This is a genomic window from Sarcina sp. DSM 11001, from assembly GCF_900101015.1.
Classification (GTDB): Bacteria; Bacillota; Clostridia; order Lachnospirales; family Lachnospiraceae; genus CAG-791.
Genome location: NZ_FNFZ01000018.1, coordinates 47,924 through 62,682, shown reverse-complemented (window position 1 = coordinate 62,682; position 14,759 = coordinate 47,924). Strand labels below are relative to the sequence as shown.

The window sequence follows — 14,759 nt, the reverse complement described above, 5'->3', positions numbered from 1 at the left end:
AAACTCTTTCGATGAAGTGTTTATTGAAGATGTATTGGCTGGTGATGTCTTATTCGCTGATGTGTTTTTCATTGATGGATATTTCTCCTTAGGATAACAAGCCGGATGGAGCATTTATTTGCGCTGCGATTCTTACTGTACGTGAAACTCTCAGACCTTCTCCTGCGGCAGGTGAAGACGGGTGCGGATCATCTCTTCCATGGTATCGCTCATCTTTTGTCTGTCCGCAAAGGAATCCGCGTCGATCCAGATGACGTTTTTTTCCCTCCGGAACCAGGTGAGCTGGCGCTTGGCAAAATGGCGGGAATCCCGTTTGATGAGCCTGACAGCTTCATCAAGAGAATATTCGCCTTCCAGGGCTGGAAAGATCTGCCTGTATCCGATGCCCTGCATGGAGACATCGGAAGCTGTAAGTCCCCCTGCCCTGAGTCTTCGGACCTCATCGGCGAGTCCCTTCTGCATCATGAGATCTACGCGGGCGTCGATTCGCTCATAGAGCTTTTTGCGGTCCATCGTCAGGACAAAAAAGACAGCGTTAAAGGCGGGTTCGCGCATACGCTCCCGGCGGTTGTGCTCGGAGATCTTGAGCCCGCCGCTGTTTTGGGCAAACTCGAGAGCACGGATGATCCGTTTGACATTGTTGGGGTGGATCGCTTCGGCAGCCTCCGGATCGATTTCCTGCAGCCGCCGATGGAGGGCTTGTGGACCATCCCTGCGCGCAGCTTCCTCCAGGGAGGCGCGGTCATCGCTGTCCGCCTCCATCTGTGTAAAATCGATGCCGTATAAAAGGGCCTGGATGTAAAAACCTGTCCCGCCGACAAGGAAGGGAAGGCGGCCTTCAGCCAGTATGGCATCAACTGCATTCATGGCTTCCTTCTGGAAACGGACGACGTTCCAGCTGTCCTCAGGATCCGCGACATCGATCAGGTAATGCGGTATTCCTCTCTTCTCTTCCTCTGTTACCTTTGCGGAACCAATATCCATGCCTCTGTAGACCTGCATGGAGTCTGCGGAGATGATGCTGCCGTTCAGGCGGGCGGCCAGTTCAACGGAGACAGCGGTCTTGCCTGTTGCCGTCGGGCCGGCAATGATGACCAGCGGTTTTTTCGCTTCAGCCGGGGCTAAAAAAGAGTTGTTTGAAAAATTAGACATAAAGTCCTCTATTCTGATTCCTGTATAAAAGGATTCAGATGATCCTTTTAAATTTGCGGTCCATCTCGCGCTGGCTCATGACGATCATAGTGGGACGGCCGTGAGGGCAGTGATAGGGGTTTTCCAGTGTGATAAGCTCGGCGATCAATGCTTTTGCTTCAGTCTCAGAGAGACGGCTGTTTCCCTTGACTGCAGCTTTGCAGGACAGGGAGGCGATTTTAGAAAGAATGACACCGGGAGTCCCGCTGACGCGCTCACTGATGATCTCCTCCAATACCTCCCTGAACAGACTGTCTGCTGTCTGTCCAAAGAGTTCGGCAGGAACGGCTCTGATGGCGAAGGTGCTCCCGCCAAAGTCTTCTATTTCATATCCCATTGCGGCAAAAACATCCTGAAACTGCCGGTAGGCATTTTCCTCCTGCCCGCTCAGGCGCAGTACAATAGGAGGCAGGAGCTGCTGGGAGGCGACGAAAACAGGCTCTTGTTCCCCGGCTTCATCACGCCGCTGTTTAGCGGTTCTTTCTTTTTCCAGAAGGCGGTCAAGAGCCAGATATTCCTCCGGCGCAGCAGTCCGGATGCTGCCCCTGTGGTCCAGGGCGGGATGCTCTCTCGCAATCCTGTTCATCATCCGCTCATAATTGACTTTCTCATGCGCGGCATGCTGATCGATGATCAGGAGCTGCTTTTCATATTCGATCAGCCAGTAGGTGTCGAATACCTGTCCGATCAACCTGAAACGAGCGGCATTTTCCCCGGTGAGCAGGAAGTCCTTTTCAGGAGATGTGTTTTCTGAAAGGGCGTCCGTAAACGACAGCTGTTCAGGAATACCGTCGGGGAAAGCGGCTTCTGGAACTGCAGGTCCGGCATCAGGCGTCAGAGTGCCTGCAGCCGTGGAAGCGGAGGCTTCATACCCTGGACCTGCCTGATCTGGAGCTGAAAAATCTGCGGGTTCAGAACCCGGGGAGACTACAGCTGCCTCGGCGGAAGTATGGGCCTGGGTATGAGTCACCGTATACGGGCGTCTGTCTTCAAATAGCAGAGGATCCCTCGCTTCTCTTTCAGTTTGATATAAGGCATCCTTCCGGGAAACACCGTCGGAGGACGGATGGTCTTTTGAAGGAGCGACAGATCGATCCGGACTGGAAGCCGGGATGTTTCGTGAAGAGAGTTCGAAGATCGTTGAACTGTTCTCTGCAGGACTGTCTGAGCCGGAAGGGGCGGCAGCTGTCCCGACAGATTTTGCAGGGGCCGCAGGGATCCGGTCTGTTCTGGCAGATTCAAAAGCCTCGTAGGCGGGAGCCTTGCGGAGCTGTTCCTCCTTGAGGCGGGCCTCCTTTTGGCGCAATGCGCGTTCCTGCTTTGCCGTGCGGAGAGTTGCCTTCGGGATTAGTTCGATTTTGCTCAGGGTCTCATGGACGCTGGAATCCAGAAAGTGGAGGACGGCGCGGCGGTCTGTGAAGCGCACCTCCATCTTGGAAGGATGCACATTGACATCCAGGTCTTCGGGAGGCATGGTCAGATGCAGGACGGCGAAGGGAAACCGGTGCTGCATGAGGTCAGTCCTATACCCCTCCTCGAGGCCGGCGGAAAGCTCTCTGCTTTTTAGCATTCTCCCGTTGATGAAAAAAGTCTCAAAGCTCCGGGTCGTGCGGCTGATCTCAGGCTTTCCCAGAAAGCCATCGAGAACCATACCGTGATCAGGATCTTCGGAGTGGATCGGTACGATGGCGTTTGCAGTCTCCCGACCGTAGATGCGGTAGATCAGCTCCCTGAGATTTCCATTTCCGGTTGTGTGGAGCCTGTCCTGCCCGTTGACGCGGTAGTGAAAGGAAACCAGAGGATGGGAAAGGGCCTGCTTCTCAATGAGATCGGTAATGTACCCGGCCTCTGTCTGGGGCTGGCGCAGGAAGCGGCGGCGTACCGGAATGCTTCCAAAAAGATTGCGGACAATGACGGTGGTCCCGTCCGGCGCCCCGATCTCCTCGAGGTCGATCCGGACCGGGGTATCAGGGGAGTAGGCTGCCAGATGGTCGTTGACCGCCCGGGTTCCCAGAAGGCTTTCCCGGACCTTGGTGATCATTTCCACCTGGGCGACAGCCGCGATACTGGCGAGGGCCTCGCCGCGGAAGCCCAGAGAGGACAGATGGGACAGATCAGCGGCGTCCCGGATCTTGCTGGTGGCGTGACGTACAAAAGCGCGGCCGATCTGGTCCTGTTCGATACCGCAGCCGTTGTCTGTGACCCGGATCATACTGATCCCGCCGTCTCTTATCTCAACGGTGATGGCAGTTGCCCCCGCGTCGATCGAATTTTCCACCAGCTCCTTGACAACGTTGAGAGGCCGCTCTATGACCTCTCCCGCTGAAATACGGCTGATCGTTTCTTCTGTCAGAAGTTTTATTTCCATAAGCTGATCCAAATACTAAGCTGAATTAATACCAGGCTGATTCAATACCTAAGACGGTTCATGCGCGCTCCAGCGGTTTTTGAGCCGGCTCTGGAGCCTGTACAGGGTGTTGAGGGCATCCAGAGGAGTGAGATTCTGGATATCGACCTCAGAGAGTTCTTTGAGGACGTCCTCATCAGAGGTGGTGTCAAAGAGGGACATCTGGGCCAGATCCACATCGTCGTAGTGGACAGGTTTTGATCCGTTTTTTTTGCCTGCGGAGGTTCCTCCCTTTCCATCGAGGGACTGGAGTCTGGCTGTGATGTCGTTGTCGGAGAGCTGGGAGACGAGCTCCATTGCCCTGTCGATCACCAGATCGGGCAGGCCGGCCAGCCGGGCCACCTGGATTCCATAGCTCTTGTCAGCGCCTCCTCTGACGATCTTTCGGAGGAAAACGATGTTCTCTCCGCTCTCCCGGACAGCGACGCAGTAGTTTTTGACTCCGGAGATCTTGCCCTCCAGTTCAGTGAGTTCATGGTAATGGGTCGCGAACAGGGTCTTGGCACCGAGATATCTGCGGTTGCTGATGTGCTCGACGACAGCCCAGGCGATGCTCATCCCGTCAAAGGTGGATGTGCCGCGGCCGATCTCATCCAGGATCAGGAGGCTTTTGGAAGTCGCGTTGCGGAGGATATTGGAGACCTCGTTCATCTCCACCATGAAGGTACTCTGGCCGCTCCCCAGATCGTCAGAGGCTCCCACCCGGGTAAAGATCCGGTCGGTCACACACAGCCTGGCCTTGTCAGCAGGGACAAAGCTTCCGATCTGCGCCATCAGGACGATCAGGGCGACCTGACGCATATAGGTGGATTTACCCGCCATATTGGGGCCGGTGATAATACAGATACAGTTGTTTTTGTTGTCAAGCAGAGTGTCATTGGGGATAAAGTCGCCGCTCTGCATCTGTTCCACGACAGGGTGTCTGCCGGCTGTGATCCTGATGGATCCGGACTCATTGAAGGAAGGCCTCACGTAGTGGTTTCGCTCCGCCACGAGGGACAGGGAGGCAAAGGCATCGAGATGAGCCAGGGCTTTTGCCGCTTTCTGGAAATCAGAGATGCGGGCGGCGCAGGCTTCCCGGACACGGCAGAAGGCGTCGTATTCCAGGGTGTTCAGCTTGTCCTCTGCGTTGAGGATGCTGTCCTCCAGCTCCTTGAGCTTCTGGGTCGTGTACCGCTCGGAGCCCACCAGCGTCTGTTTGCGGATATAGTCCTCCGGGACCAGGTGTTTGAAGGAATTGGTGACCTCAAAATAATAACCGAAAACTTTGTTGTACTTGATGCGCAGGTTTTTGATCCCGGTGCGTTCCCGGTCCTGGGTCTCCAGATCCATCAGCCACTGCCTGCCGTGATCGCGGGCATCTCTCAAGTGGTCGATATCCTCATCAAAGCCGGAACGGATCATCCCGCCCTCACGGATCGTGACAGGGGGCTCATCGACCAGGGAGTTCTCCAGAAGTTCCAGAAGCTCGCCATAATCTCCGATCCGGTCGTTCAAAAGGGCAAGACCTGCGGCTTTTTCCGAAGACGAGGCGGACGGGGTGTCTTTGACGCTGGTTCCTGCTTTTGCGGGAGCTGTGGAGGATGCTGTATCTGTAGAGGATGCTGTAGAGGATGTTGTAGAGGAAGCCCTGGAGGAAGCTGTAAAAGATGCCGGGGAAAAAGCCGCATCTGCAGTCTTCTCTCCGGGGTCCAGTGTCCGGCAGATGTCCTCAAGGACATTTTTGATGGGGACAAACATCCGAAGGGAATCTCTGAGGGCGATCAGGTCCCTGGGATTTGCGGACTGGTAGGAGATCCTGGTCATCAGACGCTCAAGGTCATAGACAGAGCGCAGATATTCGCGCAGTTCATCGCGGTCCACGCTCACGGCGCCCAGAGACTCGACACAGTCCAGTCTCTTTTCAATCTCCTGCCGGTTGGTGAGGGGCTGCTCCAGAAAACGGTGCAGAAGCCTTGCTCCCATTGCCGTACAGGTCTTGTCAAGGACCCATAGCAGGGAACCTCTCTTCTTTTTGTCCCTCAGCGTCTGCGTGAGTTCAAGGTTCCTGCGGGTCGAGCTGTCCAGCAGCATATATTTGCCGGAAGCGTAGGCGCGGATCCTGGTGAGATTGGAAAGACTGTTTTTCTGTGTATCATAGAGATAGCGCAGCAGAGCTCCGGCGGCCAGAGTTCCCGAAGGAAAATCCTCGATCCCCAGGGAGAGGAGGGAGGAAGTCCTGAAATGCTCCAGCAGGAGCTTTACGGCAGAGGATTCTTCAAAGAAGCTGGTGCCGATGGTACTGACCTGGAGGGAAAGACGGCTGCGCAGGTCCCCCAGATCGAGCCGGCTCATGAGAAGAGCGTCATTGCACAGGAGCTCCGCGGGGCTGTAGCCGATGATCTCGTCGTAGAGCTTGACAGTATCCGGCACCTCGGTGACGAGAAAGTCGCCGGTGGAGATATCCGCGGCGGCGATCCCGATCTGTCCGCTGGTATAAAATGCGCACAGGATGTAGTTGTTTTTCCCTTCCTCCAGGGCGTTCATGTCCAGGTTCGTGCCGGGAGTGACGATCCTGACGACCTCCCTGCGCACGATGCCTTTTGCCGTGCGTGGATCCTCCATCTGTTCACAGATGGCGACCTTGTGGCCGTATTCCACCAGCCTGGTCAGATAGCTGTCGACGGCGTGATAGGGCACCCCGCACATGGGTGCGCGCTGGGAGAGACCGCAGCTCTTGCCGGTCAGGGTCAGCTCCAGTTCGCGGGACACAGTGACCGCGTCATCAAAAAACATCTCATAAAAATCCCCCAGCCTGTAAAAAAGCAGGCAGTCGGGATTATCGTGTTTGGTGCGCAGATAATGCTGCATCATCGGAGAGAGCTGCTGCATGAACTTGGAATCCTCCGCCATGACGGCGGAGGAAGCATATTGGGTATAATCGTACAGATTTTCCATTCAAAATCCTTATTACTTCAAAATTCCTGTTAATAAATTTTGGATGATTACAGGCTGGACACTGGCGATACAGACTGATCACAAAGCTGTTCCGAAAAAGTAGAACCCTCTGCATTCATCGAGGTGTACCTGCAGCATTTTTCCGACCATGGAAGGGTCGCCTTTTACATGGACCAGCATATTGTTGGAGAGTCTGGCTGTAATATAGCTGTTGTCCCTGACATTGACCTCTTCAGCAAGGGCTTCCATAGTCCGCCCGGTCAGATGCTGGGCGCGGCCGTGGGCAGTCTCCTGGACAGCTTTGAGGACGCGGTCGAACATCCGGCTCTTGTCCTCTTCCGGAACCTGGTCAGGCATTTTTGCGGCAGGTGTACCGGCGCGCCTGGAATAGATGAAAGTAAAGGCGTTGTCGAAGCCCACGCGGCGCACGACGTCGATCGTGTCGTCGATGTCCGGGTCTTCTTCACCGGGAAATCCGACGATAATATCTGTCGTGATGGAGACATCAGGGATCCTGTCGCGGATCTTCTGTGCCAGCGCGATGTACTGTTCTTTTGTATAGTGCCGGTTCATCCTTTTGAGGATCCTGTCGGAACCTGACTGGAGGGGAAGATGTACGTGGCGGGCAATCTTTTCATTTTCCGCGATGACTCTGATGACATCATCGGAGAGATCCTTGGGATGCGGGGTCATAAAGCGGATCCTCTTGAGCCCGTCGATCCTGCAGACCTCTTCCAGGAGCTCCGCAAAGGTGCAGGGAGTCTCCAGATCCTTACCGTAGGAATTGACGTTCTGCCCCAGAAGCATGATCTCCACGACGCCGTCCCGGACAAGCTTCTCACATTCATTGAGGATATCGAGGGGCGCCCGGCTCCTCTCCCGCCCGCGCACATAGGGCACAATGCAGTAGCTGCAGAAATTGTTGCAGCCGAAAGTGATGTTTGTCCCTGACTTAAAGGGATATTTGCGCACGACGGGCAGATCTTCGACGATCCTGTCCGCACGGTCCCAGATCTCGACCAGCATAGTGTCGGATTCCAGGCAGCCGCACAGATACTCCGGGAAACGGTAGAGATTGTGGGTCCCGAAGACAAGATCCACGAACCGGTAGCTCTTGCGGATCTTTTCCACATTTGACTTTTCCTGAACCATACAGCCGCAGACAGCGATCTTCATGCCGGGACGGTTCTTTTTGAGATGGCCCGCCCTGCCTAAACGGCCGAAGACTCTCTGGTCCGCGTTGTCCCGGACCGTACAGGTGTTGTAGACAAGAAAATCAGCGTCTTCCGACGCTGCTTCTGCAAATCCTGCGCTCTTCAGGATCCCGATAATTTTTTCTGAGTCGCGCGCGTTCATCTGGCACCCGAAGGTCTCCACGCAGAAGGTCAGGCTCCTGCCCTCTTTCCGCACGCGGTTCTCCACGATTTTTTTGGCGCGGCACAGAAACCAGGCCTGCCGCTCCGGCTCTGATCCCGGAGGAGGCGTATTCAGGTCAGCCTCCATTACCAGTTTTTCAAAACGGTCATTATAATCCATATATTTTTCCTGCTAAAAATTGTTTCCTCAGTCTGCTCTGTGTGTCAAGACGCCACAGGTGAGCTTAGTTGCTACAGTTATCATTGACTGGCTCCGGGGATTTTAAGTGGCACAGAAGATCCGGAAATTATTCACCATTTCTGAGTGACGCGGTAGAGCCAGGAATTCCCTCTTTTTCCAATCCGCTCCACGACGCCTGCTTCTGTCAGTATGAGCAGGACGGTGGAAAAACCTTTTTTCCTAAAGCCCACTGCCTTTGCAAATTCTGCAGAGGTAAAGGGTTCTTCCAGGTCAGCAGGAACGAACTGCATATAATCCTGAGGACAGGTGAGGACCATCCTGTCCCGCAGACGGACAGGGATCCTGTCGTAACGGTGTGAACCGCGTTTTCTGTCCCTGCTCCACCCGTCGAGAAGACGGTATTCGTCAAGGTCGATGAGCATCAGTTCAAAAGAGAGATTCGGATCCAGGAGAAAGGGACGAATCCTGTACAGCTCCCGGAAGACATGATAAAAGCTCCCCCTCAGGGGAGAGCGGTTTTTTTTGAGCAGTTCCCCGGTATCAGGATCTACCCAGATGATCCATTTTTCAGCCGGTACGGGGTAGACAATGCGCACCGGATACTGAGGGAGAAAGCATCTGAGCCTGGCTCTCATGGCATCCATGTGCGCGGTCTGGATCTCCGTGATTCTTCCGTCATGATAGATATCCGCGACATAATTGTCGATCGGAATCTCCTGATGATCCTCATCAGGATCGATATAGTTTTTCAGGACGGCATGGAGAGTCTTTTCTGACTGCATCCCGATACCATGCCGCTCCCTGGGGGCAAGCGTGATCACTGCAGTGCACGCCGCGTCAAACCGCATCCTCGCTTCCTCGAGGCTGTCGAATAATGTACCGACCAGGCCCTGCCGGGAGGTCCGGACTTTGGGAGGATCCTTTTGATCAAGATCTGTTTTGTTAACATGATCTGTCTCATTTGGAGAGCTTCCTTCTGACATACGCAAAGGTATAGTCCTCTCCTTTCTCTGCCAGCATGCGCAGAAGATGCTTTAAAAGCGCAGCGGTTTCGGGGTGCATGAACAGGCTTGCGCTGCCGGCTCCGAAATAACGAAGCGGGGCATCGTCTGTATAGGCATCCCCCAGGTAGACCTTGCTGGCCGCTATCCGGTCCATGAGCATTTCCACTACGTAACGGCCCGGCATTTTGACGGGGATCACGGGGGACTCTCCCTCTTTGAGGCGCAGGTTATAGTCCACCCAGTATTCGAAATGATGGCGGTTGCGGCCCTTGTGATGCAGCCAGGAGGTCGAGTATCCTATGTCTTCTCTCTCTGCGTTATTGGGGCTGCGGTTTCCCTGAAAGTACCTGACACCGACGATAAACTCCGTCGGCGAAAATTTGGAGAGGTCATGCAGAAGTCCCTGTCGGTAGAGACCGACCTTCCAGCATCCCTCAAGCACCAGGAGTTTGTGCTTCGTAATGGTGCTCAGGTGGTTGAGAAAGTTCTCTCTGGTAACTGGCGGACGCTTTCTGGCTGAAGGTCTGCCCGTATACATTCGGACTGTCTGACCTTCTGCGGGCATCAGGATCATGTGTTCGCACATGTTGTGTGGTTCGTTATGCTTCATATCCTTCAAATCCTTCAAATGTCCTTCATATGCAGTAAGGAACTGTTCCATTCTTCCGGAGAGAATTGTTTCTGAGGTCCCTGTCCGCAGTTTTCCTTACCACGGGCTGTCTGATCTGGATCTGCCTGTCCGCTTTCAACCTGATCGGAATCTGCCTCCCTGCAATCGACCTGATCGGAATCTGTCTGTCCGCAGGGGGGCTGTTCAGAGAGCCCTTGTTCAGGGGATGTCTGTCCGGGATTCATCTGTTCACCTTCGGCCTGTTCAGGAACCGTCTGTTCACCTTCTGCCTTTTCAGATTCCGTCTTTTCACAGAGTTCCTGACCGGGGCCTTCCTGTTCAGGGAGCTCCTGTTCGTTTTTGTCCCCGGCAGGGGAGGAGGCTTCCATTTCCTTTATTTTTTCCCTGCGCAGGAATTCCTCCATGTCGAAAACAGCCTGGAGGATCTGTACGGAACGGGGAGAGACATTCACATTGTCCTGGTCTGGTACTGTGAGCGGTTCTGCAAGAAAACCTTCTTCGGTCTCTGTGTCCATAAAGACCTTCCAGATGTAATATCGGGGCAGCCCGGGAAGGGCAAGCGAAAGCTCTTGCCAGTACATGTTGACAGCCAGATAAGTGAAAGCGGGAAGCTGACTGTTTTCGGTCTGGGCGTAGTTTTCACAGTAAGCTATGCCGATACTGTGGCTGGAGGGCCCCAGATCCGGATTCCAGGCTTCTGTGCCGTGAAGAGACACGTCAGCGTAGCCGAGATTGAGGTAGTCAATATACTGAAAGGGCTTTGTCCCGGTAAAGACCGGGTGGTCCCTGCGGAACGATATCAGCTCAGTGGTAAATTTCGTAAGCTGGTCGCGTTCAGGGGAAGGTGTCCAGTCGATCCAGGTGGTTTCATTGTCCTGACAGTAGGGATTGTTGTTGCCTCCCTGTGTGTTGAAGCGCTCGTCTCCCTGCAGCAGCACCGGGGTGCCTCTGGAAAGCATGACAAGCGTCAGGAAGTTGCGGACCTGTTTTCTGCGGAGCCGCAGGATCTCTTCATCCTCCGTTTCGCCCTCTTCACCGCAGTTCCAGCTGAAGTTCTCCTGGCAGCCGTCGAGACCGAATTCGCCGTTTTCCTCGTTGTGGCGGTCATTGTAGGAGACGAGGTCTGCGAGGGTGAACCCGTCACAGCTGGTCACATAGCGCAGATCCGGATGATTCTCCGGAGCTCCGAGAAAGAGCTTCAGGAAGTCGGTCATCACATAATCGTCGCTCTTGACGAATCTGCGGAGCAGGGTCTGGAACTCATCGCTGCAGGTGATGAGATTGGAAAAGCGGACTGGAGCATACACTGCGGCGGGAGCGCTCCTGCGGGAAGCTCCGGAGCCGACGATCAACCGTAAAAGATCCTTACCGGACGGCATACTTTGGCTGCTCTCTTTTGTCCGGTTTTCCGCACAGGGAGAATCGCAGGTATCATCTGTGTCCTTGTCAGCAGCCAGTGCCGGCATCGTTGTTTCCGGCAGTGATTCCAGATCTGTCTCATAGAACAGGGCAGAGGCTTCTCTCTCCTCTTCCAGCTCTCTGAAAGGGAAGGAATGGTATAAGAGCGCAGTGTCTGCAAGGGATGGGCTGGCTGCGATCGCCGCAGAGTCAACATTGCCTGTCAACCGGAAACCATCGATCCCGAATCTGCGGACATAAAAACGAAGGATCCTGATCTGATCGGGGATCTGGACCCCTTTATCAAAATAGACCTGCAGAAGGACACGGATCCCCGCCTTATGGAAAGCGCGGACCATCTGAGCAAACTCCTTCTGCGTCCCGTATTCCGGACGCAGGGCATAGTAGAGCCCCTGCCCGAACCCCCAGTAATTTGGACGTTCCTTCATATCTCTCATAGGATCGCCCGAAGGACCGACCGGCCAGGCTCCCAGGGCTTCCTGCATGGTGCGGAAGCTTTTACTGCGGTGTGTCAGCGGGAAAGGGGTGTAGACCGGCATAAGCTCGACGGCCGTGACCCCCAGATCCTGGAGATAGGGGATCCTGGAGACAAGAGCCGAAAAAGTTCCCCGAAGGCTCTTCTGCTCTCCGGGCATCATTGCAGTGTACCCGCGCACATGGAGGCTGTAGATCACCTGTTTTGTCCAGTCTGCGGGAGGAAGAGGATACTCCGGTCCCTCCTCCGTCTGCTCTGAAAGATTTTCAGGCCGCAGAGGATCGCAGCTGCAGGCGAGTACTGTCTGAGGGATTCCGTTTCCCATGATCTTAACGCGGCGCAGGCCGTATGCGTGCGGATCCGGGATCCATCTGCCGCAGCTCTTATAGCGGTACAGCCATTTAGCTGAGTCAAAAGGAGTCAGGAAAACCGAATAGACCCGTCCGACACGGTATATGTCTGTGAAGGGAATATAGACGGTCTGTCCGTCCGGAATATGAATAAGCTCAATTCCGTGCTCTCCGTCCTGGTAAAAAACGGCGCCGAGGATGACTCCATCTCCCAGCGGGCGGACACATGCTCTTGCTGCATGTGCAGGCTTAATGTCAAAAAAAGGTACCAAAGACGTATCCCTCCTTTTCGGAAATCTCAGAACTCATATTCTGAAACCATCAAGACCCGCGGGCGAGCCTTGACAGAAACGGGGATTGCCCCCATTGAGATGAAACGGATCGTAATGTCAAGGGTTGAAAATGCTATGCACAGCAACAGAAAAAGTACATTTAATAATACCATGTTTGGCAAAATCATACAACTGAATCATGCCTTCCCCGCAGGAACGGAAGGAGAAACCTGTTACAGTACAGACCGGCTCGAAACTCGAGGCGTTTTTCGCGGCTTTTTCGCGAAAAACCCGAGTTTTACGGCGAAAATCCCATCGCGAAGCGATTTGGAATGGGATTTTCGCAAGCTACAGTACACGCCCTCGATAGGGCGTGTACTGTAGCAGAAACCTGGAAGGTGCAGCCGGTCTGTCAGGAGTCCCCTCCAGAAAAGTGAGCGTAAGACTCCTCCTGGCCCGTGTCATGGCAACATACAGAAGGCGCCTCTCTTCCTCAATCTGGGTTGAGATCAGGGCCCGTCTGGAAGGAATGTTCCCCTCATTGAGTCCGGGAATATAGACCGTGTCAAATTCAAGTCCCTTGCAGGCATGCATGGTGATGACATTGACCCCCGGGCCGGCAGCTTTTATGGCGCTGCTTTTCGGAACTTTTTTCCCGGTTTTCTGCCTGCCCTGCCCTTTCTGTTCCTCTTCTCCTTTGTACAGAGAATACTCCAACAGGTCTTCCAGTCTGCTGATCCATGACTCGGGTGAAGAAAAACCCGCCGCCTCTTCACAGAGGCTGTCCAGAACAGGTCCGGCTTCTCTATAAAAACGGACAGCGAAGGTGCGGTAGCCGACATTATCGATCAGATAACGGATGGAGTAGACCGGGGAAAGAGACATGAGCAGGTCCAGATCGCCGGTCAGATCCAGAATCGTTTCTCTCTCAAGACCTGCTCCGGATAAAAGCGCGTTTCTTCCCATCCTGTCGCTGCCGAGAAAGCTCCCGGAAAGCCATCTTTCGGGCCGGTTCATGATCCTCAGAAGATCCCGCCGGGAAGCTCCTTTTTCCGCAAGATCCAGAGCCGCCCTGTAATAGGCCAGAATGTCCTGCAGGATCTCTCTCTCACTGGTCATCTCTTTCTGTTTTCTCATAGTTCCTTCTGCAAGGAAAGCAATATGGTTTTTCTCCAGGACGGAAAGAAACTGCCCTGCGGAGGCATGAGTGCGGAAGATGACAGCCGTCTCCGCGAGCTCTGCCGGGGACATGTCGGACAGCTCCCTGACGAGAAAGGCATTTTCTGTCTCCTGATCGGAGAAAGGTCTGTAATAAAAACAGCCCTCCAGGGCTGCGCGCGCCTGAAAGGTCTTGCTGATCCTGTTTTTATTCGCCCGGATCAGGGTGGAGGCAGCTGCGAGGATCTCAGGCGCACACCGGTAGTTGGCAGTGAGAAAAACCACCTGTCCTTCCGGAAGGCGGCTGTCCCTGATGTACTTTCCTTCAGCCGGAAGACTGAGGTCTCCAATGCTCTTTCCTCCAGCCGGAAAGCGGAGGTCTCCAATGCTCTTTCCGTCTGTCGGAAGGCGGTTTGGTGAACCTGTCGCTTTTTTTACAGGACTGTCACTGAAACTCATCTGTTGTGTCAGATGAAAATCCTGCAGAAACCGCTGCATGGTCTGTGGATCGGCTCCGCGGAATCCGTAGATCGACTGGTCATCGTCTCCCACGATAAAAAGATTGCAGCGGGGAAAGGCCAGCATGAGCAGAAGTTCATACTGGGCGGGACTCACATCCTGGAACTCATCGACCAGGATCCACTGAAAGCGTTCCCGCCAGAGTCTGAGCGTCCCTGGATCCTTTTTGAAAAGATCCCGGCAGCGCAGGATCATATCGTCAAAATCCACACAGCCGCGGTTCTGCAGAAAAAGGTTGTATTCCCGGACCAGGAGGGACAGATTTTTGTATCTGCAGGGAAGACCGTTCTTGAAGCGGCTGATCAGGGTCTGGAGTTCCTCCGGCCCGGCTCCCTTTGGAACCAGGTCCGGACGGACATCGCACAGATGCCTGAGGTATTTCCACCTGGAAGCGGTGTCGATCATATGCAGCTTCTCCACTGTTGATTCCTGCAGTATGCGGTAAAAAAACGCATGAAAGGTCCCGAAGACGACCTCCTGTCCCGGTTTTTCCCGGCCGCACTGTCCCAGAAAACGGGTCCTCATCTCCAGGGCGGCCGCTTTTGAAAAAGTAAGGACCAGGATAGAGGAAGGATCGATTCCGGAACAGGTGATCAGGTGCAGGATGCGTCGGGTCAGGACAAAGGTTTTGCCGCTGCCAGGACCTGCAATAACGGCACAGGGGCCCTCCGCATGGCGGATGGCGGCCTCCTGTGCCGGATCAGCTTTCTTTTTTTCAGAATTATTCATTTTCTGTACTGGGTTCAGTTATGAGTTCAGTCCTGAGTTTAGCCTGATCTCCATCATGTTTTATAACGTTTTTATAACATCAGTAATGCTAATGCTGTCAGTTCAGTCAT

8 protein-coding genes are annotated in these 14,759 nt (G+C 54.3%); all 8 read right to left on the bottom strand.

Annotated elements, in window-relative coordinates; translation table 11 throughout:
• Positions 1–150 precede the first annotated feature (150 nt).
• Positions 151–1,152 (bottom strand): tRNA (adenosine(37)-N6)-dimethylallyltransferase MiaA, encoded by a 1,002-nt coding sequence (gene miaA / locus BLT02_RS10640; protein ID WP_092994952.1) that lies wholly within the window; start codon positions 1,150–1,152, stop codon positions 151–153.
• 34 nt (positions 1,153–1,186) lie between these two features.
• On the bottom strand, positions 1,187–3,559 hold the full coding sequence (gene mutL / locus BLT02_RS10635; protein WP_092994949.1) for a DNA mismatch repair endonuclease MutL: 2,373 nt from the start codon (positions 3,557–3,559) through the stop codon (positions 1,187–1,189).
• Between the two features lie 48 nt (positions 3,560–3,607).
• Positions 3,608–6,535: a DNA mismatch repair protein MutS gene (gene mutS / locus BLT02_RS10630; RefSeq protein WP_092994946.1), complete on the bottom strand. Its 2,928-nt coding sequence runs from the start codon at positions 6,533–6,535 to the stop codon at positions 3,608–3,610.
• Positions 6,536–6,613: 78 nt separating this feature from the next.
• A complete protein-coding gene (gene miaB / locus BLT02_RS10625; protein WP_092994943.1) occupies positions 6,614–8,071 on the bottom strand; it encodes a tRNA (N6-isopentenyl adenosine(37)-C2)-methylthiotransferase MiaB in 1,458 nt (485 codons plus the stop codon).
• A 131-nt stretch (positions 8,072–8,202) separates the two neighbouring features.
• Positions 8,203–9,081, bottom strand: a complete 879-nt coding sequence (locus BLT02_RS10620; RefSeq protein WP_347474947.1) for a DUF8091 domain-containing protein — start codon at positions 9,079–9,081, stop codon at positions 8,203–8,205.
• Positions 9,050–9,634 (bottom strand): DUF5662 family protein, encoded by a 585-nt coding sequence (locus tag BLT02_RS10615; RefSeq protein ID WP_242869773.1) that lies wholly within the window; start codon positions 9,632–9,634, stop codon positions 9,050–9,052. The genes BLT02_RS10620 and BLT02_RS10615 overlap by 32 nt, the downstream gene beginning before the upstream one ends.
• Before the next feature lie 86 nt (positions 9,635–9,720).
• Positions 9,721–12,243 carry an alpha-amylase family glycosyl hydrolase gene (locus tag BLT02_RS10610; RefSeq protein WP_092994940.1) on the bottom strand — a complete coding sequence of 841 codons (2,523 nt, stop codon included), beginning with the start codon at positions 12,241–12,243 and terminating at the stop codon, positions 9,721–9,723.
• A gap of 348 nt (positions 12,244–12,591) precedes the next feature.
• A complete protein-coding gene (locus BLT02_RS10605) occupies positions 12,592–14,649 on the bottom strand; it encodes an ATP-dependent helicase (RefSeq protein ID WP_092994937.1) in 2,058 nt (685 codons plus the stop codon).
• Positions 14,650–14,759: the final 110 nt, after the last annotated feature.